Source organism: Rothia sp. L_38 (assembly GCF_050689125.1).
GTDB lineage: Bacteria > Actinomycetota > Actinomycetes > Actinomycetales > Micrococcaceae > Rothia.
Genome location: NZ_JBOEQD010000009.1, coordinates 1 through 22,445 on the forward strand (window position 1 = coordinate 1; position 22,445 = coordinate 22,445).

At 59.7% G+C, this 22,445-nt stretch carries 21 protein-coding genes; 17 read left to right on the forward strand and 4 right to left on the reverse strand.

Annotated elements, in window-relative coordinates; genetic code table 11:
* Positions 1-316, forward strand: a 316-nt coding sequence (locus ACRCJM_RS07830; RefSeq protein WP_431464476.1) for a transposase, incomplete at its 5' end; no start/stop codon positions are given.
* A 36-nt stretch (positions 317-352) separates the two neighbouring features.
* Here ACRCJM_RS07830 and ACRCJM_RS07835 read toward each other — a convergent pair.
* Both ACRCJM_RS07835 and ACRCJM_RS07840 read right to left on the reverse strand, forming a co-directional pair.
* Positions 353-943 carry an IS110 family transposase gene (locus tag ACRCJM_RS07835; protein WP_431464477.1) on the reverse strand — a complete coding sequence of 197 codons (591 nt, stop codon included), beginning with the start codon at positions 941-943 and terminating at the stop codon, positions 353-355.
* Positions 906-1,289 carry an IS110 family transposase gene (locus tag ACRCJM_RS07840; RefSeq protein ID WP_431464478.1) on the reverse strand — a complete coding sequence of 128 codons (384 nt, stop codon included), beginning with the start codon at positions 1,287-1,289 and terminating at the stop codon, positions 906-908. Before ACRCJM_RS07840 ends, ACRCJM_RS07835 begins: the two co-directional genes overlap by 38 nt.
* Positions 1,290-1,759: 470 nt before the next feature.
* On the opposite strand from ACRCJM_RS07840, the gene ACRCJM_RS07845 reads away from it, so the two are divergent.
* From ACRCJM_RS07845 to mnhG, 6 genes are read left to right on the forward strand one after another with little or no spacing between them, the layout of a single operon-like run.
* Entirely contained in the window at positions 1,760-4,879 is a 3,120-nt protein-coding gene (locus tag ACRCJM_RS07845) for a Na+/H+ antiporter subunit A (RefSeq protein WP_431464479.1), read from the forward strand.
* A gap of 3 nt (positions 4,880-4,882) precedes the next feature.
* Entirely contained in the window at positions 4,883-5,395 is a 513-nt protein-coding gene (locus tag ACRCJM_RS07850) for a Na(+)/H(+) antiporter subunit C (RefSeq protein ID WP_237199161.1), read from the forward strand.
* Positions 5,396-5,398: 3 nt separating this feature from the next.
* Positions 5,399-7,015: a Na+/H+ antiporter subunit D gene (locus tag ACRCJM_RS07855; RefSeq protein ID WP_431464480.1), complete on the forward strand. Its 1,617-nt coding sequence runs from the start codon at positions 5,399-5,401 to the stop codon at positions 7,013-7,015.
* Positions 7,012-7,596, forward strand: a complete 585-nt coding sequence (locus ACRCJM_RS07860; RefSeq protein ID WP_237187349.1) for a Na+/H+ antiporter subunit E — start codon at positions 7,012-7,014, stop codon at positions 7,594-7,596. Before ACRCJM_RS07855 ends, ACRCJM_RS07860 begins: the two co-directional genes overlap by 4 nt.
* Positions 7,593-8,012 (forward strand): monovalent cation/H+ antiporter complex subunit F, encoded by a 420-nt coding sequence (locus ACRCJM_RS07865; protein ID WP_431464481.1) that lies wholly within the window; start codon positions 7,593-7,595, stop codon positions 8,010-8,012. The genes ACRCJM_RS07860 and ACRCJM_RS07865 overlap by 4 nt, the downstream gene beginning before the upstream one ends.
* 3 nt (positions 8,013-8,015) lie before the next feature.
* Positions 8,016-8,372: a monovalent cation/H(+) antiporter subunit G gene (mnhG, locus tag ACRCJM_RS07870; protein WP_431464482.1), complete on the forward strand. Its 357-nt coding sequence runs from the start codon at positions 8,016-8,018 to the stop codon at positions 8,370-8,372.
* Between the two features lie 145 nt (positions 8,373-8,517).
* Here the strand turns inward: mnhG and ACRCJM_RS07875 are convergent, their stop codons facing one another.
* The gene (locus ACRCJM_RS07875; RefSeq protein ID WP_431464483.1) at positions 8,518-9,996 is read right to left on the reverse strand and encodes a peptide MFS transporter; all 1,479 of its coding nucleotides are present in this window, start codon (positions 9,994-9,996) and stop codon (positions 8,518-8,520) included.
* Positions 9,997-10,175: 179 nt separating this feature from the next.
* Here ACRCJM_RS07875 and ACRCJM_RS07880 point away from each other — a divergent pair, with 179 nt between their 5' ends.
* From ACRCJM_RS07880 to fbaA, 10 genes are all read left to right on the forward strand, one after another.
* Positions 10,176-10,505, forward strand: coding sequence for a rhodanese-like domain-containing protein (locus tag ACRCJM_RS07880; protein ID WP_237187352.1), 330 nt, complete (start codon positions 10,176-10,178; stop codon positions 10,503-10,505).
* A gap of 108 nt (positions 10,506-10,613) precedes the next feature.
* Positions 10,614-12,038 carry an anthranilate synthase component I family protein gene (locus tag ACRCJM_RS07885; RefSeq protein WP_431464484.1) on the forward strand — a complete coding sequence of 475 codons (1,425 nt, stop codon included), beginning with the start codon at positions 10,614-10,616 and terminating at the stop codon, positions 12,036-12,038.
* A 184-nt stretch (positions 12,039-12,222) separates the two neighbouring features.
* Positions 12,223-12,639, forward strand: a complete 417-nt coding sequence (locus ACRCJM_RS07890; RefSeq protein ID WP_431464485.1) for a GntR family transcriptional regulator — start codon at positions 12,223-12,225, stop codon at positions 12,637-12,639.
* Complete coding sequence (locus tag ACRCJM_RS07895) at positions 12,636-13,550, forward strand: ATP-binding cassette domain-containing protein (RefSeq protein WP_431464486.1); 915 nt, start codon at positions 12,636-12,638, stop codon at positions 13,548-13,550. The genes ACRCJM_RS07890 and ACRCJM_RS07895 overlap by 4 nt, the downstream gene beginning before the upstream one ends.
* Positions 13,543-14,475, forward strand: a complete 933-nt coding sequence (locus ACRCJM_RS07900) for a hypothetical protein (protein WP_431464487.1) — start codon at positions 13,543-13,545, stop codon at positions 14,473-14,475. The genes ACRCJM_RS07895 and ACRCJM_RS07900 overlap by 8 nt, the downstream gene beginning before the upstream one ends.
* 107 nt (positions 14,476-14,582) lie before the next feature.
* Positions 14,583-15,164, forward strand: a complete 582-nt coding sequence (gene pyrE / locus ACRCJM_RS07905) for an orotate phosphoribosyltransferase (protein ID WP_431464488.1) — start codon at positions 14,583-14,585, stop codon at positions 15,162-15,164.
* Positions 15,165-15,233: 69 nt separating this feature from the next.
* Complete coding sequence (locus tag ACRCJM_RS07910; protein WP_431464489.1) at positions 15,234-15,932, forward strand: TrmH family RNA methyltransferase; 699 nt, start codon at positions 15,234-15,236, stop codon at positions 15,930-15,932.
* A 252-nt stretch (positions 15,933-16,184) separates the two neighbouring features.
* On the forward strand, positions 16,185-17,648 hold the full coding sequence (locus tag ACRCJM_RS07915) for an MFS transporter (protein ID WP_431464490.1): 1,464 nt from the start codon (positions 16,185-16,187) through the stop codon (positions 17,646-17,648).
* 141 nt (positions 17,649-17,789) lie between these two features.
* Complete coding sequence (locus ACRCJM_RS07920) at positions 17,790-19,400, forward strand: SLC13 family permease (protein ID WP_431464491.1); 1,611 nt, start codon at positions 17,790-17,792, stop codon at positions 19,398-19,400.
* A 406-nt stretch (positions 19,401-19,806) separates the two neighbouring features.
* On the forward strand, positions 19,807-20,832 hold the full coding sequence (gene fbaA, locus ACRCJM_RS07925; RefSeq protein ID WP_135012224.1) for a class II fructose-bisphosphate aldolase: 1,026 nt from the start codon (positions 19,807-19,809) through the stop codon (positions 20,830-20,832).
* Positions 20,833-20,954: 122 nt separating this feature from the next.
* Here fbaA and ACRCJM_RS07930 read toward each other — a convergent pair whose 3' ends face one another.
* Entirely contained in the window at positions 20,955-22,178 is a 1,224-nt protein-coding gene (locus ACRCJM_RS07930) for a sodium/glutamate symporter (RefSeq protein WP_431464492.1), read from the reverse strand.
* Positions 22,179-22,445: the final 267 nt, after the last annotated feature.

Sequence of the window (22,445 nt, forward strand, 5' to 3'; positions counted from 1 at the left end):
TGTGACGCAGGTGGTGCATCACTCGGACCGTGGTTCGCAGTATCTTGCTGAGGATTACACGCGTGAGTTGAGGCGGCTGGGTGTTCAGTTGTCTGTAGGATCTACTGGAGATTCATACGATAATGCTTTGGCTGAGTCGGTGAATGGGGCTTATAAAGCTGAGCTGGTGCGTGGCCGGTTCTTTGAATCTGTTGCTCAGTTGGAGGCTACTACGGCGGGTTGGGTGTACTGGTGGAATCAGCGGCGGTTGCATGCTGGCCTTGGTTATCGGACTCCGCAGGAGGTGGTTGATGATGTTTTAGTTGATATTGTGTGATGTGTTAGTTTTTTGGGTGGTGGGTGTGACCGAAACCTAGTACATATCAATCCCAGCATAAGAAGCCAGATGAGAAGCATCCTTAAAATCCTTACCCACCACCTCAGCTAGAATCCTGGCACTGGTGCGCACACCCACCCCCGGCATCGAACGAATAACTGCTGATAAAGGATGAGCTTCCACCAAATCCAGTATCTGCTGCTCTGCTTCACTACGCTGTGCCAGAATCAGCTCAAGCTGGGTAGCTAAGGAAGAAATAATCTGAGAAGCACTTGCTGTTCCAGCAACGATGACTGTTTGCTCATCAAGAGCTTGGAAGATTTCTTCCGTAAGCTTCGGTGCAAGCCGAGGTGCTTTCTTTTTCAGCAGGTTACGCACCTTGGTGCGCCCTGCCGAATGAAGGTCTGCTGGGGCCGGGTACTTCTTCAGCAATTCAAAGATTGCTGGGTGCGAAAGTCTGGGGCCAAGTACCCTTTCAAGATGCGGATGAATCTGAGTGAGAAAGCCACGCAGACGGTTTGAAACTGCTGTTGCTTGTGCTGCTAGGTCATCATCAAAACCGCAGAGCATGGAGAGTTCTGAGGTGGTTTCATCGGCAACTGTTATTCCATGTAGGGTGTGGGGCATGGTGCGGGCTGTTTTTTCCGATGATGAAGGCGTCCCTAGCATCTGTTTTTGCTTCACCGGGGTGCAAATCAGCTACTCTTCGCATGGTTAGCCCTGGCAGGTAGGCGACTTGGATACCTATGTTTTGTGCGATAGCTATCGGCAGGGCACCGATTGTTTTAGGCTGGTCCACTACTAGCAGAACAGTTCCTTGGGTGCTGAGCTTAGTCAGTAGTTCACGGATTTTGGGTTCTGATTGGGGTAGGGGTTTATCCCAGATTTTCTTGCCATTGCTGGTGAGCGCTGTAGCGTGGTGGTTGGTTTTGCCGACATCGAGTCCGAGGTAAATGGTGAGGTTTTCGGTCATTTCTTCGCACCTTTGTGTTTTGCGGGTTATGGTGTGAAGTAACCGGTGGTTCACGAATCTCGCACCCACGTTACATTGGCTTTGGACCGTGCTTCTATTAGCGATGGTTTGTGGGCCGGTTCCCGCCTCGGTGGCGACACCCCCCTGACCGTTATTTGTGTTGGCTGGGGGGGGCATTGACGCCGTGTGCGGGGCGGGTCGGTTATTTACGCTTCTAGTTTCACCTGTTTTTGGTGTCTTTGTGTGCGCTCTTAAAAGGTAACGGGGGAGAGAACCCGGCCTCCCACCAAAAAATCTGTATCACCTATTGCACCGTATGGAGTGCCCAAAAATCGGGCAAAAAATCGGCTGTATGAGATGGGGGTCATCGACAGGTAAACTAAGTATGCCTACTCTTTAAAGGAGAGACTTCTGCCGTCCTAGCCTCGTGCCTGACGGCTCCCACCGCCGCCGACCCTAAGAGCCGATACGTGACCATAGTTCTAGCGCTTTTCCTGCTTGTGTCCATAGTGACCCCCTGGCTCTACCGCCGCATGGGTACCTCCACCTTCTACCTGCTGGCCGCGATTCCTGCCGCCGTGTTGGCCCTGGTGCTGACTAAAACTGGCCAGATTCTCGGCGGCACTCCTTGGAGCGAGAGCTACCAGTGGATTCCCGAGCTGGATATGGCGCTGACCTTCCGCATGGACACCCTCTCATGGGTCATGAGCCTGCTGGTGCTCGGCGTGGGCTCCCTGGTGCTCTTCTACTGCGCCAGCTACTTCAAGCACTCCACCGGCGATAACGGCCAGTTCGCGGCCTACCTCTTCGGTTTTGCCGGTGCTATGTTTGGCCTGATTACCGCAGATGACTTCATTCTCATGTTCATCTTCTGGGAAATCACCACCATCCTCTCCTACCTGCTGATTGGCTACTCCCGCCACCGTCTCTCGGCCCGCCGTTCTGCCTTGCAGGCCCTTACCGTCACCACCGCAGGTGGCCTGGCTATGCTGGTGGGCATCGTCATTCTGGGCTACAGCCTGGGTACCTACTCCCTGGCTGAACTCGTGGAGCGGGGCCCGAGCGTCCTTGCCGCCGCCCAGGGCGGTCACGGCCCCCTCAGCTATGGTCTCCTCTCCGCTGCCCTCGTGCTGATTCTCTGCGGTGCGCTCTCTAAGTCAGCTATCTTCCCCCTGCACTTCTGGCTGCCCGGGGCTATGGCTGCTCCCACACCCGTTTCTGCTTACCTGCACGCGGCGGCTATGGTCAAGGCCGGTATCTATATCCTGCTGCGCCTGGCTCCCGGCTACGGTGAGGTAGAAATCTGGCAGAATGTCCTGATCATCTTTGGTGCCTTCACCATGGTCTTTGGCGGCTGGGCGGCGCTGAAGCAGACTGACCTCAAGCTGATTCTGGCCTACGGCACCGTCTCGCAGCTGGGTTTCCTTGCCCTAGTTATTTCAGGTGGAACTCCGGACACCATTTACGCGGCTATGGCACTTATGGTGGCTCACTCCCTTTTCAAGGCCACCCTCTTCCTCTCGGTCGGTATCATCGACCACCAGTCCGGCACCCGTGATATCCATAAGCTCTCAGGTATCCGCCGCCGCGCTCCCAAGCTGGCCATCGTTGCCACCATCTCGGCGGCGTCCATGGCGGGTATCCCGCCCCTAGCCGGTTTCGTGGCCAAGGAGGCGGTACTCGAAACCTACCTCTCCCACACCACCGGCTGGCAGGGGGCGACAACCCTAATTGCCATCATCCTGGGTTCAATTCTTACTTTCGCCTACTCAGCCCGTTTCGTGTGGGGAGCTTTTGCCGTCAAGCCCTACGCCTACATGCACAAGGAAGGCGTCAAGTACTGCAAGGTTGAGAAGGGAACCGCCGACTTTGAAGAGGTCGATAATGGCGATATCGATATCAACACCCGGGTGCTAGAGCGTAACCGCCGCGGCCAGAAGCTCAGCCCCGATACCGCCTTCCACCCGGTCTCCTTCACCTTCCTCTTTGCCCCGGCGGTGCTGACCGTCCTCACCATCGTCTACGGCCTTTACCCCGAACCGGTCCACCTCTTCATTAAGCCCTTCCTAGCGGCCTTTCCCGAGACTGCAGCCGAACTAGAACTGCACCTGGCTCTCTGGCATGGCGTCACTCCTGCCCTGCTGACCTCCCTGGTTATTATGGCCATCGGTGCCCTGCTCTTTATCTTCCGCAAGCAGATTGAAGAGCTGCAGAAGGCCCTGCCCAGTACGCCGGCGGCCTCCGTGGTCTACCGCGATACTATCGACGGGCTTGACCGTCTGGCTGTGTGGGTCACCGGTATGACCCAGCGAGGTTCTCTGGGCTTCTACCTGGGCGTTATTTTGATTACCGCGGTGGTGGTGCCCTTCGCCGCCCTCTTTATCAATGAGACCCCGCCACTTGCTAACGTGCGTGTCTCGGAGTCCCCGGCTCAATGGGCTATTGCCGTGGTCATGATTGTGGCGGCCCTGGTCGTGGTCTTCGTGCGCAAGCGCTTTTTGGCCATCATGATGGTCTCGGTGACCGGCTACGGCATGGCCATTCTCTTCGCCCTGCGCAGCGCCCCCGACCTGGCGACCACCCAGCTGCTGGTTGAAACCATCGTGTTGGTATCCTTCGTGCTGGCCATGCGCGTGCTACCCCGCCAAATTCCCCGTATCCGCTCCAAGGACGGCAAGGACGGCGCCCATAAGACCCTGCGCGTCATCATCGCCCTGGGCTTCTCCGCCCTGATGATGGCCCTGGCCATGTTCACCTTCTCGTCCCGCTCCCTCGACCCGATCTCACTCGAGATGCCTCGCCTGGCCTACGAAATTGGTCACGGCTACAACGTGGTCAACGTGACCCTGGTCGACATGCGCGGCTGGGACACCTTCGGTGAAATCTCGGTGCTGGCCCTGGCCGCTACCGGCGTTGCCTCCCTGCTCTTTATCGAAGGACGTGCCGACTCGGCGTCCGCGCGCAGGCTCGACACCCAGGCCATGAAGAAAATCGAGAGCTCTTTCGCCAAACGCACCCAGATCACTGTGGCCCAGCGCGTGGCCGGTCAGTTCTCGTCGGTCGAGCGTGACCCCTTCATCGTGGCAGGCCGTACCCTGCCCCCAGAATCCCGCTCGATTCTGCTGGAGGTTATGACCCGCCTGCTCTTCCACACCCTCATCATCGTCTCCTTCTACATGCTGATTGCCGGTCACAACCTGCCCGGCGGCGGCTTCGCAGGTGGCCTGATGGTAGGTTTGGCCTTTGCCGTGCGCTACCTGGCCGGTGGCGGCGCGGAGCTGCGGGCAGCGTCCCCCTTCTCCGCCGGTACCTTCCTGGGAGCTGGCCTGGGCATTTCCACCCTCTACGCCCTGGCTCCTGCTCTGTGGGGCGACCCCGTATTCTCCAGCTACGTGCTGGACTTCTGGGTGCCGGTCTTTGGTGATGTTCACTTCGTCACCGCTACCATCTTCGACATCGGCGTCTACCTGCTGGTGATCGGCCTGGTCCTCGATATCCTGCGTAGCCTGGGTGAGCGCATTGACCTCAAACTGGTAGCTGAGCGCCGCAAGAGAGAAAAGCAAGCCCGCGACAAGGCACGAAAGGCATAAACCGTGATTATCGACCTCAGTCTAATCTTGGTCATGGGCGTGCTCTACGCCGTGGGGGTCTACCTGATTCTCGACCGCTCCATGACCCGCGTGCTCCTGGGCCTGATGCTCATGACCAACGCGACCAACATCCTGATCCTGCACGCGGGAGGCCCTGCCGGTCTGGCCCCCTTCTACAGTAAAGACATTGCAGCAGAGGACTACTCCGACCCGCTCCCGCAGGCCCTGATTCTGACCGCTATCGTCATTTCCTGCGCGGTAACCGCCCTGATTCTGGGTATTATCTACCGCTCCTGGCTGCTCTCTAAGGCCGATGAAATCACCGACGACGCCGAAGATATCCGCGTGGCGGAGCAGGACACTTTCGATAAAGAAGAGGACGCCGCCGCCGAGTTCGATGCCTCGGAGTTCGACGCTGACGAAGCGACCCGTGAAAAAGCATTCAACGAAGCAGAAGAGAAGAAGAAAATCAGTCAGACAAGCGCCCAGCAGACCGTGTCAAAGAAGGGGGACTAGCCCATGGATATTGCCCAGCTCGCCCCCCTCTGCATCATCATTCTCTTCCTGGCCGCCGCCATTACCTTCATCTCGAAGAAGGACAGCGTGCAGCGCGTCATCGCCTTCGCCGCGGTAGCTATTACCCTGGTTTTTGAGGCCCTGCTCCTAGCCTCGGTTTGGGACGCCGCGCCACAGACCGTGCACCTGGCAGGCTGGGAGGCCCCCTTCGGCATCACCATGGTGGTAGACCAGCTCTCGGCGCTTATGCTGGTGGTCTCGTCTACCATCTCGCTGGCGGTGCTGGTCTTTGCCACCGGTCAGAACCTGCAGGACGAGGACGACGAGGTACCCATCTCGGTCTTCTACCCCACCTACCTGCTGCTGCTGGCGGGCGTCTCTAACGCCTTCTTGGCGGGGGACCTCTTCAACCTCTATGTGGGTTTTGAGATCCTGCTCATGGCCTCCTATGTGCTGATCACCATGAACGCTAACACCCCGCGTATCCGGGCGGGCGTGACCTACGTGGTGGTTTCGGTTGTCTCATCTATGCTCTTCCTGACCGCTATCGGCTTTGTCTATGCCTCGGTAGGCACCATCAATATGGCTGACCTATCGCTGAAGCTGGGTACCCTGCCTGAAGGTACCCAGATGCAGCTGCACCTCATGCTGCTCATTGCCTTCGGCATTAAGGCCGCGGTCTTCCCGCTTTCCCTCTGGCTACCCGACTCCTACCCCACGGCCCCGGCTCCCGTGACCGCCGTCTTCGCGGGCCTGCTGACCAAGGTGGGCGTCTACGCGATTATTCGTACCGAGACCCTGCTTTTCCCCGAAGGACGCCTGGATACGCTTCTGGGGGTCGTGGCAGGTTTGACCCTGCTGGTGGGTATCCTGGGTGCCCTGGCCCAGGGCGATATCAAGCGTCTGCTCTCCTTTATCCTGATTAGCCACATCGGCTACATGATCTGGGGCATCTCACTGGGCAACGAGCTGGGTCTGACCACCGTGGTCTTCTACATCGCCCACCACATCGTGATTCAGACCGGCCTCTTCATGGTGGTTGGCCTGGTGGAACGCCGGGCCGGCTCCACTAACGTGCGCCGTCTGGGTGGCCTGATGAAGACAGCCCCCGTCCTAGCCCTGCTCTACTTCATCCCCGCCATCAACCTGGGCGGTATCCCGCCCTTCTCCGGCTTCATTGGTAAGGTCGGTTTCATCGAGGCCTCCGTAGAGAACGGCGGTGCCCTGGCCTACATCAACGCGGGTGTGGGCGTCCTGGTCTCTCTGCTGACCCTGCTGGCCCTAGCCCGCGTGTGGAACAAGGCCTTCTGGCGTCCCGCCAAGGAAGCCGAAGAGCCTACCCCTGAGCTGGTGATGGCCGAGCACTCCGATGACCCCGCCCATTACGAGACCAAGCCGATTCCGGCGTCCATGATGGCCTCCACCGTCTCCCTGGTTGCGGTGGGTGTGCTCATTACCCTCTTCTCAGGCCCCCTCTTCCAGCTGGCAGATAACGCCTCAGACAACCTCTTTGACCCCGACATGTACATCAGCTCGGTCTTTGGCCCCGACGCCCCCAGCCGAGCCGAGTACCTGGAACAGCAGATTGTCGATAACCACTCCCAGGAGGTGAACCAGTGAAAAAGCCCGACCTCTCACGCGAGAGCCTGATTCACGCTATCCCGCCCTTCCTCTGGCTGATCTTTGTCTGGTGCGCCCTCTGGCAGGACTTCTCCCTGCCCTTCATCGCCTTCGGCGCGGTGCTGGCAGCCCTGACCATGTCGGTCTTCCGACTGCCCACCCTCTACCTCTCCAACCGCTTCAACATCTTCTACGCGGCGAGATTTGTGGTGGAGCTCTTCTGGAACATCGCCAAAGCATCGATTGAGGTCATGTGGCTAGCTGCCACCTTCCGTCCGCCCCTGCGCAACTCGGTAGTGGCCGTACAGCTACGCACCCGCTCCGACCTGCTACTGACCGCCGTCTCGCACACCATGTCGCTGATTCCCGGCTCCGTGGTGGTTGAGGTAGACCGTTCCCTGTCGGTGCTCTACTTCCACGTGCTCAACACCTCCACCCCGGAGGAAATCGAGCGGTTCACCCGCCAGGTGGCCTACTTTGAAGACCTGATTATCAAGGCCGCCGGCAGCCGCGAAGAATACGACGCCCTCAAACAGGACGAAGAAGCCGACCGCGCAGCCAGCCGAAAGGAGCACGCATGACCTGGGCTATCTGGGCCACCGGCCTGATTCTGACCCTAGCCACCTGGGGCACCGTCTACCGCGTCTGGAAGGGCCCTGCCCTGCTAGACCGTGTGCTCGCCAGCGATGTGCTGCTCTCCATCCTGACCGCCGCGCTCTGCGTCCTGATGATTTACACCGACAGCCAGTTCTTCCTCATTCTGCTGGTGGCGCTCGCCATGATTGGTTTTGTGGGGTCGGTGACCGTGGCTCGCTTTGCTGATAACTCCAAGGCGGACGAGAGCACCCCGGTCTCTCGTCTGCACGAAGGACGCTCCCGCCGCCGCGCCCGCAAGAAGGGGAGCAAGTACGCCCCCGGGGAACTGGCAGAAGATACTGACAAGGAGGGGCAGGAAAGTGCCCACCCCGTGCGTGCCAGCAAGGATTTGGGGGAGTAAACCATGAATCTCGATACCGTTTTTGATGCCCTCACCATCATCTGCATGATTCTGGGTGCCCTCATGTCACTGGGTGCAGCTATCGGTCTGGTCCGTTTCCCTGACCTGCTCACCCGCCTGCATTCGGGCACCAAGCCCCAGGTCTTCGGCATGATTCTCATGTTGCTGGCGGTGGCTTTCCACTTCCGCTCCCTGGAGCTGCTGCCGGTGCTCCTGGTGATTTTGATGCTGCAGATGCTTACTATCCCCATCTCGGGGCACATGATGGGCCGCTCCGGCTACCGCAACAAGCACTTCCGCAAGGACGACCTGCGCCACGACGACCTGCGCTCCCTGGTCGACGAGGTGGAGGGGAACTAGGGGACTAGCCCACGGGCGTCCGCCTGGCTCTACCCCCCCCCCCGTAAGGGGACCCACCCAAGGGGACCAGAAAACCAAAAAAGGACCGCGAAATATGCGGTCCTTTTTTGGTTCTACGGTCCCCTTGTGCGGGGATGAGAAGAAACTAGCGAATACCCGCCATCTTCTTCACAATCCACTTATTGAGAGCGAAAATGACAATACCCGTTGCAATCGAGATAAGGCCCATAGCAGTGAAGTAGGGAACCTCATTTTCTAGTGAGTAGAACTGGGCCAGCCAGCCTGCCAAAACGGTGCCCATAGATACAGAGCAGAAGTAGAGAGCCATCATCATCACGCGGTACGCTTCAGGTGCCAGCTTAGAGGCTAAGGAAGTGCCTACGGGTGAAATGGAAAGTTCGCCAAGGGTACAGAAGAAGAGGATAAGAACTAGCCACATAACGTTAACGTGGGTATTGCCTGCCAGCAGCAAGAAGATGAGGAAGGCGGTTCCAATGAGAATCAGACCGATAGCGAATTTCTTAGGGGTAGTGGGCTGACGATCACCCATCTTGGTCCACATAGCCGTGAAGACGGCACCAAACAGCAGGATAAAAATGGGGTTAATGGAGTTGAACCATGAAACGGGCAGCTCGACGCCAAAGATGTTCCAGTTCACACGTGACTCCGAGTAGATAGCGAGTACGGAAAACTGCTGCTGGAAGAGCGCAAAGAAGACGATGTTGCCCAGCATCATGGGCAGGAAGGAGAGAATGCGAGAGTGCTCAACCTCAGTAGTTTTCTTCGAAGTGAAGAGCATGAAGAAGATACCCGCACCCAGAATGCCTACCAGAGCCATAACCCAGGTGGCGATGTTATCGGGATTAATCATCTTGGTAGCGACCAAGAGTGCTACAACAGCAATGATTGCTAGGGCAGCAAGTGCAGAATTGCGTTTTTCAGTAGCAGAGAGGGGCTCTGAAACGTGGTGAACAGAAGCCGGTAAGTTCTTGCGGGTCAATGAGTACTGAGCTAGGCCAAGTGCCATGCCTAGGGCGGCTAGACCGAATCCAAAATGGAAGCCATAGGAGGCCCAGCCGAGGCCGGTCAGCAGAGGGCCGATGAGGGCGCCCAGGTTAACACCCATGTAGAAGATGGTGAATCCGCCGTCGCGTTTAGGATCTTCGCGGGAGTAGAGAGAGCCTACCAGTACAGAGGCGTTAGTTTTGAGGCAGCCTGAGCCGATAGCGACGAGAACCAAACCTACTACCACCCCGGGCACCCCAGGGATGATAGCTAGGGCAACGTGACCTGCCATAATGCCGATTGCGGCGTAGAAAAGGGTACGCTCGGGGCCGAGTACTCGGTCGCCGAGGAATCCGCCCAAAATAGCAAGCAGGTAGACCATGCCTCCGTAGGCGCCCATTACACCCGCAGCGGCAGTTTCGTTAAGCCCTAGGCCACCTTCAGTTGCACTGTAGTAGAGGTAGTAGAGCATGATGGACTGCATGCCGTAGTAGGAAAAGCGCTCCCACATTTCCACCATGAAGAGGTTAGAAAGCATGCGGGGGTGGCCAAAGAACCCCCGCTCTTTGCTTGAGGTGTCTGCTGGGTTCGGCGGCGTTGCCGCAGGCAGAGTAGACATATCGACTCGCTTATATAGATAGGAAAACCGTGTGTGCACGGTATCTGTTCGGTAGGTAACGATACTCTTCTCAGCTGACTTAGTTAAACCCGTCAGTCACTTTTCTTTAGGTTTAGGCTGCGGGCTATTAGAGTTAGTGGCGACAGCATTTAGATATTTTTATCGTGAAGGAGACCCTTATGAACGACGATTTACGCCAGGTAACCGTTGATGAAATTCCAGCAGACGCCAAAATCCTTGATGTGCGTGAAGACTACGAGTGGGTAGAAGGCCACATCGAGGGCGCCCAGCATATTCCCCTGGGTGAGGTGCCCGAACGCTACGGCGAAGTTCCCCTCGACGAGGACGTCTACGTCATCTGCCGCGCTGGCGGCCGCTCCCTGCGCGCTGCTGCCTACCTCACCCAGTACGGCTTTGACGCCATCAACGTCATTGGCGGTATGGGTGCCTGGCAGGACGCCGAAAAGCCCATGGTCTCAGAAAACGGTGAAACCCCTCAGGTTCGCTAGCTTGATGGCGGGTAGCTACGGTTTTACCTGCGCAAGCCACCCTTGGGCATCAGCCCCGAGCCAGGCTTGCGCAGGTAAAACCTCCGCCTACCCCGTTACAATGAGTCGGTGACTTCTCTAACCTGTCGTGCCCTGAATTTCCCGGTAGACCCTGCCGCCGCCTTCCCCGTGCTGGCTGGTAGTTCTGCGTATGCTTTTTGGCTGGATTCAGCCCGCGACGAGTCGCCTATGTCCCGCTACTCCTACCTGGGGGCGCCCCTGGACGGGGGAGTGCTGCGCTATGCGCAGCCGGGGCAGGTTGATGTGCTCGATACGAGCGGACGCCCGCACCGGGTTTATCACGACAGCATCTGGCAGGTGCTCCCCGGCTTCCTGGAATCCGCGCCCCGCCCCGAACTCGATGAGGGTCAGGACGTCCCGCCCGCCGACGTCCTACTGGGCGGCTATGTGGGGTTTATGGGCTATGAGGCTCACGCAGACCTAGAAGTCACCGCCTTCCACAGCGAACACCCCCAGCGGGTGGCCCGCACCCCCGACGCCCTCTGGATGCCCGCCACCCACTACCTGATGTACGAGCACGATAGCGGGAAAGCCTGGCTGGTTGGCCCCGCTGACTGGGTTGAAGAGACCGCACAAAAACTGCTTAAAACCAGCACTTTACCTGAATCTATAGCCGGTCAAGAATATGCTTCGCGGGTAGTTTTACCCGACTTCCCCCTGCCCGATCGAACGGACTATCTAGCTGCTATTGCCACCGCCCAGGCTGAGATTGCTGAGGGCAACAGCTACGAGGTGTGCCTGACGGCTGAGACCTCCCAGCAGCTGCCCACCCCACTGGGTGCCGATGAACTTCTGAGCCTCTATCTGGCCCAGAGGCAGGCCAACGCCGCCCCCTACGCCGCTTTCTTACGGTGCGATGACTTCACGGTGCTCTCGTCCTCGCCTGAGAAGTTCTTGACTGTCACCGCTGAGGGCCGCGCCGAAGCCAAGCCCATCAAAGGCACCGTGCCGCGGGGTGCGTCCGCTCATGAAGATGCCCAGGCGGCCGCCTGGCTCGCGAGTGACCCCAAAACCCGGGCCGAAAACCTCATGATTGTGGACCTGCTCCGTAACGATCTTTCCCTGGTCTCCCACCCTGAGAGCGTGCGGGTGCCGGTGCTGATGGGGGTGGAATCCTACTCGACCGTACACCAGCTGGTCTCGACCATCGTCTCCCAGCTGCGTCCGGGCATCACCGCCCTGGACGCGGTCGCCGCCTGCTTCCCCGGCGGCTCCATGACCGGGGCGCCCAAGGCCGCCACCATGGCTATTATCGACCGGCTTGAGGGTCGGGCCCGCGGGGTTTACTCCGGTGCCCTGGGCTACCTGGGGGCGGACGGCTCAGCCGCCCTCTCCATCGTCATTAGGACGCTGGTGGCCCACTCGGACGGCCTTATCACCCTGGCCGCAGGTGGGGCAATCGTCGCTGACTCCGACCCGGCCGCCGAATATGACGAGATGGTCACCAAGCTCAAGGCAGCTGTGCCCAGGTAGCACCTGGTAGGGGCTGCGATAAGGTAAATAGCCCTGTGAGCTGTGGGGTAGGCGGAAGCCTACCCCTCTTTTTTTAAAAAACTCTTGCGCTTCCCCGCTCTGCAACTTAGGTTAATTACATGAGTAACTAACCAACTAACCTGCCCGCTGGGCAGGTTAGGTAACCACACAGAAGGAGGTGCTCATGCTGACCGGTGACAAACCGATCTTCCAACAAATTGCAGACCATATCAGCGGCGAAATTCTGGCAGGAACCTATGCCGAAGAAAGTCAGGTTCCCTCCACCAACGAATTCGCCCTCTTCTACCGGATCAACCCTGCAACCGCCGGTAAAGGCGTCAACCTCCTGGTCGACCAGGGCGTTCTCTATAAGAAACGAGGTATAGGCATGTTTGTGGCAACGGGGGCACAAGACATTCTGCGCACTAACCGGCGGCGCGACTTCATCGCCGGCTATATCACCCCGCTCATTGATGAGGCGCGTACCCTGGGCCTGAGCCAGGACGAGGTTCTCTCGGCCCTCCATGCTGGGTTTAACGCCGATGGGGTCGGGGGAGCGAAGGCCCATCTGTCCTCAGAAGGAAGCGGTGAGCAGGCATGACGGTAGTAGCGCGCGCTCAGGGCCTCACCAAAAAATACGGCTCCGCTCAGGCTCTCACAAACATTAACCTCACTCTTGAAGAAGGGCTTATTTACGGTCTGGCCGGGCGAAATGGCTCCGGTAAGACCACCTTGCTCGCTGCCCTCGTCGGGCAGGTCATCCCCACCAGTGGTTCTGTTGAACTCTTTGGTACCAAGCCGAGTGGGCGCGTCCTTGCCCGCACTCACTTTCAACGCACCCACCTGGCCTACCCCGACGGACTGAAAGTGCGGGACGTCCTGAGACTGGCAAGCCTAGCGTATCCGGCCTGGGACGAAACCCTGGCTGACACCCTCATCAAGGACTTTGCCCTCAACCCTGCGGCCAAGGCTCGCAAGCTATCCGATGGGCAGGCATCCGCCCTAGGAATCATCGTTGCCCTCGCCAGCCGGGCAGAACTCACCCTCATGGACGAACCCTACTCCGGCCTGGACCCTGTCGCCCGCACCATTTTCTATGACCGGCTCCTAACTGACTTTGCCCTCAACCCACGCACCATCGTCCTCTCCACCCACCTGCTCAATGAAATTGCGCCCCTGCTAGACCGCGTGCTGATGCTCCGTGACGGCGCCCTCGTACTCGACGGGTCCCACGACGAGGCTGCCACCAGCGCCCACGAAATTGCCGGTAGTCAAGACGCTATCAACGTCTACCTAGCCCGTACTGGACTAGTGGACGCCGTCGCCCGGCAGCGCGCAATCGGTTCGCTGGTCACAGCCCTACTCGCCGCCCCGCTCACCGAAACGAACGAACAGCTTGCGGTCTCGCTCGGAGTTCACATTCAACCCGTCAGCCTGCAGGACTCCCTGGCCGTACACAGCGACGCCACCTACTCACCCCTACTTGAGCCCCAAGGAGGTCGCCATGACTAGCACACTTCACGCTGAGCCCCTCTACCCAGCTCTACCGGAAGCACAGCCCACCCGTACCGGGGGAGGTACTCGTACCGTCTTCCGTATGCTCCTGAGCGAGCGGGCTACCAGCACTCTGCTTCCCCTGTTCCTGCCGCTCGGTGTTGCAGTACTTATGCTGGGACTCGCTTGGGTTCATGCGGTTCTGACCGGCCACCCGCTGGCGGACTACAGCGGCTTCATTAACCACAACTCTATGCAGGTCATTATCCTGCCCCTGGTTCTGGGTGTGACTATGCTCCTCAGCTACCGGTCACATGCCCGGCTCATACTGGGGATGGGGCTAGGGCGCTGGGACTACTTCCGTGGCTACCTCTCCTTAGCCCTCTACCGGGCAGCCCTTGCCACACTGGTCTACGCTGTAACCCTTGCCCTCGAATTGCTGAACAAGGGCTATGGGCGCGGGTGGCAGGTATTCAACCAGGACTTCGATACCTGGTCGTTTGCCTTTGATAAGACCTACAGCACCCTGGGGCGGGCATACGCGGTAACAGATTACCTAGCTACCTGGTTTATCGTCCTGCTGGCTGTGCAGGTGGCAGCCCTCTTTATTGCCATAGTCTCCCTACGCTGGGGGTCTCTGGCGATGTGCCTGATGCTGTGTGTAGTGGTCCTGCTCATCTTCAATATTTCCCGTCAGCTCTTCGGTGCAACTGCCTGGGATATGGGTATTGGCACCCTCTGGGGCCAGTTCCATTCTGATTACGATACCTACAACGTCTGGGAGCTAGCTGCAGCTCAGGGCGGCGTCGCTGACCGGGATATCTCTGTATTTGATCATCCTCCCCTTGAGTTGATCGTGTGGAAGTACGGTTTGCTCGTCTTCCCCCTCTGCGCCGCCTACCTGCTCTCCGCTGTGAGCTGGGCCCGAGCGTCCCTACGCTAACCTGCCCTGCCTGCTACCCCCTAAAAAGTGCAAGTGCCCCGTGAAAAGTGACAGGCACTTGCACTTTTCGCGGGGTAAATATCTGCCGGTCTACTAGACTAAAAAGCATGACTAACCTCTCCACCCCCCTCCCTATCGAAGAAGCCCGCGAACGCCTGCGCGAGCTCATCAGCGAACTAGCCGTCGTGCGCGGCAAGGTCACCCTGGCCTCCGGTAAGGAAGCCAACTACTACGTCGACCTGCGCCGTATCACCCTGCACCACGAGGCCTCCCGCCTGGTCGGCCAGGTCATGCTCGACCTGCTCGACTCAGCCGGTATCGAGTTTGACGCCGCAGGCGGCCTGACCATGGGCGCTGACCCCGTCGGTCACGCCATCATGCGCACCGCTGGCGACCAGGGTCGCGCCATCGACACCTTCGTGGTGCGTAAGGCCCAGAAGTCCTACGGCATGGGCCGTCAGGTTGAGGGCCCCTCGGTTGAAGGACGCCGCGTGGTAGCTGTCGAGGACACCTCCACCACCGGCGGTTCCGCTCTTACCGCCGTCGAGGCCCTGCGCAAGGCAGGTGCCGAGGTGGTGGCTGTTGCCGTCATCGTTGACCGTGCCACCGGTGCCAAGGAGCACATCGAAGAGGTTGCGGGCGTTCCCTGCCTCTACGCCTACTCCAAGACCGACCTAGGCCTGGACTAAACTTCTAGAAGAAAACGTTAGCGAAGGAGCACCCGTGTGGGGCTTCTTTGCCTTGATAAGGGGTATGGGATGAGCGAAGAACACAAGGAGGCGCCCGCCACAGCTTTGGCGGGCACAGCTGCTGAGGCCGGGGCTGAGAGTGTCGCTGAGGCAGGGCGCGAAGTGGGGGTTGGCCCTTGGGAGGGCGAATGGCCAGAAGGCGATCACTGGGACCCCGAGCTGCTGCGCGAGGGCGACCGCCGCAACGTCCTTGATCACTACCGCTACTGGACCATGGACGCCATCATTGCCGACCTGGATACCCGCCGCCACTCCTTCCACGTGGCGATTGAGAACTGGCAGCACGACCTGAATATCGGCACCGTGGTGCGCACTGCCAATGCCTTTTTGGCTAAGGAAGTGCACATCATCGGTAAGCGCCGCTGGAACCGGCGCGGGGCCATGGTGACCGACCGCTACCAGCACGTGCGCCACCACCCCACCGTCGAAGACTTCGTAGCCTGGGCGCGGGGCGAGGGGCTTGCCATTATCGGCATTGATATTTTCCCCGACTCCAAGCAGCTTGAAACCTACGACCTGCCCAAGGAGTGCGTCCTGGTCTTCGGGCAGGAAGGCCCGGGCCTGTCAGAGGAGATCCATGCAGCTGCCGAGGCAACCCTGTCGATTGAACAGTACGGTTCAACCCGTTCTATGAACGCAGCAACCGCCGCCGGTATCGCCATGCATGCCTGGATTCGCCGCCACGAGTTTGGCCAGCGGGTGAGCTAGACCTGGGAGCGGATGCCTGCCCCAACGGCGTCCGTCACGCTTGCCTGCCGCTCTGGCCCACCGGCGTCCGCACGCTAACAATCTGCTGAGTGCCCACGAGAGTCGCGGAATGCCCACGATTCTTGTGGGCACTCCGCGATTTTCATAAGCACTTGCATTTCTGCAAAAACTTTCCCCCTGAAGTATTTTATTAATGTACTAGCGGGTCTAGAATAGCTCTGTAGGCGAAAGACGAGAGCAAAGAGGTGCAGCATGGCTACGAAACCAGAACCCAACAAGAACCCCCAGGGTGCACCCGCTACCCAGCTGCCTGCCACCAGCAGCCCCCGTAAGCTCCTCACTGCCCTGCTCACCCCGCTCTTCATGGCCCTCATGGCCATCTCGGTCGTCAATGTCGCCCTCACCCCTATCGGGCACTCCCTCAACGCGGGGTCCAGCCAAACCCAGTGGGTCGTCTCCGGCTACGCCCTGGCTTTTGGCGTGCCCCTGGTTGCCGCCGGTCGTATCGGCGACGCCACCGGCCGCCGCCGCATGTTCATGATCGGGGTTTCCTTCTTCACCCTGGGCTCCCTGCTCAGCGCCGTCGCACCCACCATCGAAATCCTCATCGCCGCCCGCGTGCTCCAGGGCCTCGGTGCAGGCTTCTTCAACCCCCAAACCACGGGCATCATCCAGGCCAACTTCACCGGCCAGGCCCGCGCCCGTGCCTACGGCATGTTCGGTACGGTGGTAGCGCTCGCCGTCATCGTGGGGCCGGTGCTCGGTGGCTTCCTCATGCAAATCTTCGGCGATGCCCTCGGCTGGCGCATGATGTTCCTGGTCAACGTGCCTATCGGCCTAGCCGGGCTCCTGCTGGCCCGTCTCTGGGTGCCCAACGATCGGCCGTCCGCCCCCGCGCACCGCGCCCGCCTCGACCTAGACCCCGTCGGTATGACCACCCTGGCCCTGGCAATCTTCGCGGTACTCTTCCCCTTCGTCGAGCGCAGCGGCAACCCACTGGTCTGGGCGGTTCTGCCCGTCGGTCTTGCCCTCATCGCCTTCTTTATTGCCTGGGAAAAGCGCTATAAGAAGGCCGGACGCCCGCCCATGCTCGATATCGACCTGGTGACCAAGCCTGCCTTCCGCAACGGCATCATGATTGTGACCCTCTACTTCTTGGGCAACACCAGCGTGTGGCTGGTTATCCCCATCTACGTGCAGAACCACCTGGGCCAAAGCGCGCTGACCGCCGCGCTGATTACCATTCCCTCCTCCCTGCTGTCTGCGTTTGCAGCTCCCTGGGCAGGACGCCGCGTGCTGGCTATGGGGCGCCGTATGGTGATGCTGGGGTTCGGGTTGTCGCTCACCTCGATTGTGGCCACTATGCTCACCGTGACCCCGGTGGAACAGGGCCTGCTACCGGTGTGGGCCCTGGCTGTGCCCCTGATTCTGATCGGTGCCGGTGGTGGTTTGGTGATTTCTCCCAACCAGACCCTGACCCTGGCGTCCGTGCCTCCCGCCATCAGCGGTGTGGCTGGCGGCGTGCTCTCCCTCGGCCAGCGTATGGGCACCGCGATCGGTACCGCCATCATTCCCTCAATCCTCTACGGGCTGGTGGAGTCGGGTGCCCACTGGAACATCGGGCTCATAGCCTCCTTCGGAGCTATCGTGCTGACCCTCTCCCTGGGCCTCACCTTCACCATCGCCGACCGCCGCCGCGAACTGCGCGAGGGGTAACACTAGCCCGCGCCCGCTTCATAAAAGTGCTTATCAGGTACAGTAAAAACATTCCCTGTACACACATTCCGCCTAGGTTAGCCGTTTCTTAACCAGAGCAGCTACCTACGGCATCAGCACACACAATGGAGTGAGGTTGATATGGACAAGCCCCACATCACGGGTGACCACCTGCAAAAATACAGTGCAGCTCCCACCCAGGCCATAGACCAGATTCACCGCTCGCGCGGCTCCCAGGCTCCAGAGGTTGAAGCCGGCGAACGCAAAAAGCGCCTCATCGGCCTCTTCGGCGGCCTGCTTGCAGCCGCCCTGGTTTACGTCATCATGCCCGGTGAGGTACCCGACGCCGCGCGCCTGACCGCAGCCACCGCCGTCCTGATGGGTGCCTGGTGGATGACCGAGGCCCTACCCATTCCCGCTACCGCCCTGCTGCCGCTGGTGATTTTCCCTGTCTTCAACAGCGAAGTAAAAATCAACGACATCGGCGCTAGCTACGGCAACAACATCATCTTCCTCTTCATGGGCGGATTCCTGCTGGCCCTGGCCATGCAGCGCTGGAACCTACACCGCCGCATCGCCCTGCTCACTCTCAAGGTCATGGGTACCAAGCCCTCCATGATGGTTGCGGGCTTCATGGTAGCCACCGGCTTTCTCTCCATGTGGGTCTCGAATACCGCCACCGCCGTCATGATGATCCCCATCGGTGTCTCTGTGCTCATGCTGATTGCCCAGGCCAGCGGCACCACCGACATTAAAATTGAGGACGGTGCGTCCCCCGACGACCAGGCCGTCAAGGACGCCGTGATCAAGTCCGACTTCGGAACCGCCCTCATGCTGGGTATCGCCTACGCCGCCTCCATCGGCTCCCTCGGCACCCTGATCGGCACCCCGCCCAACACCCTGCTTGCCGGTTACATGGCAGACACCCACGACGTGCACATCGGCTTTGGCCAGTGGATGCTGGTGGGCGTACCCCTGTCGGTGATCGTGCTCTTTGTCTGCTGGTTCCTGCTCACCAAGGTACTCTTCAAACCCGAAATTAAAGAGATTCCCGGTGGTAAGAAACTCATCGCCAACGAATACGCCAAACTCGGTGCCATGAGCTCGGGCGAACTGCGCGTGCTCATCATCTTTATCGCTGCCGCCCTGGCCTGGATTTTCGTCCCTATCATCTGGTCTAAATCACCACCCATCACCGATGCTGGCATCGCCGTCGCCGTTGGCCTGCTGCTCTTTGCACTACCCGCCGGTGGCACTGCCAACAAGGGCGTGCGCCTCATCGACTGGGAAACCGCAACCAAGCTGCCCTGGGGCGTCCTGCTCCTCTTCGGCGGCGGCCTAGCCCTCTCCGGCCAGTTCACCAGCTCCGGCCTCACCCAGTGGATCGGCGACTCCGTTGGCGCCCTCGGCACCCTGCCCATCCTCGTCATCGTGCTGCTGGTGACCACCGGCGTCATCTTCCTCACCGAACTCACCAGTAACACCGCCACCGCAGCCACCTTCCTACCCGTCGCCGGCGGCATCGCCATGGGCATGGGCTACGACCCCATGCTGCTTGCCATCCCCGTCGCCCTCGCCGCCACCTGCGCCTTCATGCTCCCTGTAGCGACCCCGCCCAATGCCATCGCCTACGGCTCGGGCTACGTCACCATCGGGCAGATGGTCAAGGGCGGCCTCTGGCTCAACCTCTTCTCCATCGTGGCGATCACCGCCGTGACCATGACCCTGGCCATGTGGATCTTCGCGCTGTAAACCGTATTCAAAAGGTTTGGCAGGCTCGCGCTGGCTGCGACCCTCTCGCCTGGTTCGCTTCGCTCACATGGGCGATTCACGCCAGCCGCCGAGCCAGCAGCTGCGCTGCGACCCTGCTTCACTCACCTTTTGAATACTCCTCACTAAACCCATAAAAACCCAACACCCTAACACCGGCAAGCACCAAAAGCCGGTGTTAGGGTGCTTAAGACCCCCAGAAACACATGGTTTTCTGTGGGTTTATGTCCGAAATTAGTGTGGGAAACCTACCCTTTCCCGCCGCGCCCTTGGTAAACTGAAAAGCAGGCAGGCGCTCGCCCCACCGCGTCCTTACACGCACCGGGTGCAGCACCAACTCACACCAGGCCACCAACCGGGTGGCCCCACCGACAACCAAGGAGTCAGCATGCCTATTGCAACCCCTGAAGTCTACGCAGAAATGCTCGAAAACGCCCGCGCCAAGGGCTTTGCGTACCCCGCAGTCAACGTCACCTCTTCACAGACCCTGAACGCAGCTATCCGCGGCTTCGCAGAAGCAGGCTCAGACGGCATCATCCAGGCCTCCACCGGTGGCGCCGCCTACTGGTCAGGCCCCAACAAGAAGAACATGGTTGTCGGCTCCCTCGCCTTCGCTGCCTACGCACGCGAAGTTGCCAAGCAGTACGACGTCAACATCGCCCTGCACACCGACCACTGCCCCCAGGACAAGCTCGACGACTTCGTGCTGCCCCTGCTCGCAGAATCAGAGAAGGCTGTAGCCCGCGGCGAAGACCCCATCTTCAACTCCCACATGTGGGATGGCTCCGCTATCTCCCTCGAAGAGAACCTCAAGATCGCTCAGGAACTGATCGAGCGCACCTCCAAGAACCACCAGGTTCTCGAAGTTGAAATCGGCGCTGTTGGCGGCGAAGAAGACGGCGTTGAAGGCGCTATCGACGACTCCCTCTACACCACCGTTGAGGACGCCATCAAGACCGTTGAGGCCATCGGCCTGGGCGAAAAGGGCACCTACATGGCAGCCCTGACCTTCGGTAACGTTCACGGCGTTTACAAGCCCGGTAACGTTCACCTGCGCCCCGAACTGCTCAAGGAAATCCAGACCGAGGTCGGCGCCAAGTACGGCAAGGGCGAAAAGCCCTTCTTCCTGGTCTTCCACGGCGGTTCAGGCTCCACCGAGCAGGAGATTGCAGATGCAGTGTCCTACGGTGTTATCAAGATGAACATCGACACCGACACCCAGTACGCCTACACCCGCCCCGTTGTGGACCACATGTTCCGCAACTACGACGGCGTGCTCAAGGTTGACGGCGAGGTCGGCAACAAGAAGACCTACGACCCCCGCGTATGGGGTGCAGCTGCTGAAGCTGGCATGGCTGCTCGCGTGGTTGAGGCTGCCCAGCAGCTCGGCTCCGCTGGTACCTCCGGCAAGTAAGCCTTGTAGCTAGGCTCGTTAGCCTAGACCAAAGGCGCCGGACGCTCCCGCTTGTGTGGGGTGCGTCCGGCGCCTTTGTCGTATGTGGGGCAGCCGTGAATGTGAGCGGACGTCCGCCCCGGCTAGACGATGGACAGGAAGGTCATGATGTTCACCAGGTTGGTGAAGTCAATGAACATGCCACCGACGATGGGCAGGATGAAGAAGGCCAGCTTAGAGGCCTTGTACTTGGTGACCAGGGAGGCCATGTTGGCGATGCCGTTGGGGGTTGCACCCATGCCGAAGCCGCAGTGGCCGGCGGTGAGGATGGCGGCGTCGTAGTCTGCACCCATGGCTCGGAAGGTGACGAAGTTAGCCCAAACCCACATGAGCGCAATCTGGGCCAGCAGCAGCACGATGAGGGGGATAGCCAGCTCGGCCAGCTGCCAGAGCTGCACGTTCATAAGGGCCATTGCCAAAAAGACGTTGAGGCCGATGTTGCCCAGGACTTCGACTTCCTGCTCGGGCACGAGCTCGTGGTATTCCTTGGAGTTGCGGCGGTCGCTGATGTAGCGCAGGGCGATGGCGATAATCATGGGGCCCATGTAGCTGGGGAAGGCGGCGCGTTCGGTGAGCTGGCCGACCAGGTAGTTGAGGGCTTCGGTCAGGTAGCTACCGATGAACATGGCGACCAGGATTATGATGAAGCCGTGCAGGACGCTGTCGGCGTCGAGCTTGCGGGGGCGTACGGTCAGCAGGGCCGTGTTGATGTTGACCTGGTGGGAGGGCTCTTTTTCAAGCAGGTTGTGCTTGATGATGAGACGGTTGGCAAGGGGGCCGCCCATGAGCGAGCCGGCGATTAGACCGAAGGTTGCTGCGGTGTAGGCGACGGTTTCTGCGCCGGTGACGCCGGAGGCCTCAACGAGCGGGGCGATACCGCCGGAGACGCCGTGGCCGCCGGTCATGGGGGTGGAGCCGGTCATCAGGGCCAGGGCAGGGTCGACGTTCACGACGGGTGCCAGCAGGACGGCCACGATGTTCTGGGCGATACAGAGACCTGTTGCTACCAGCAGGAAGAGACCGACCTTAGAACCGGCTGACTTCAGCACCTTAAGGGAGGCTCCGTAGCCCACCGAGGTGAAGAAGATGACCATGAAGAAGCTCTGCAGGGTGGTGTCGAATTTGACGGTCAGAATCCCGGTCTGGTTGAGCACCAGGTTGACCAGGGAGAAAAGGAAGCCGCCGATCACGGGTGAGGGGATAGCGAAGCGCTGGAAGAAGTAGAAGCGGTTCTTAATCCACATACCGAGCAGGAGTAGCATTACTGCCCAGCCGGCGGACTGAACCATGGTGAGTTCAAGCGTCATAGAGGTCTCTCTGTATCTGTGATGGTGTGTGTTTTCCACTTCGTCGGTGAAGTTGACCTTTCACACTATACGGGACGTCTTGGTGTGGTACGGCTGGGTTTGCATCACAGTGAGGTGCGCGGACGCCTCCCGTCGGCAGGTGCGGGAGTAGCTGGCGGGCGGAGCTAGGCCTAAATACAAAAAAGGGGGTTTTTGGGAGTTAGGGGCGCTTGGTTATGGTGCTATCTCCCAAAATGGGGTGTTTTTGGGAGATAGGGTGGCATAAGA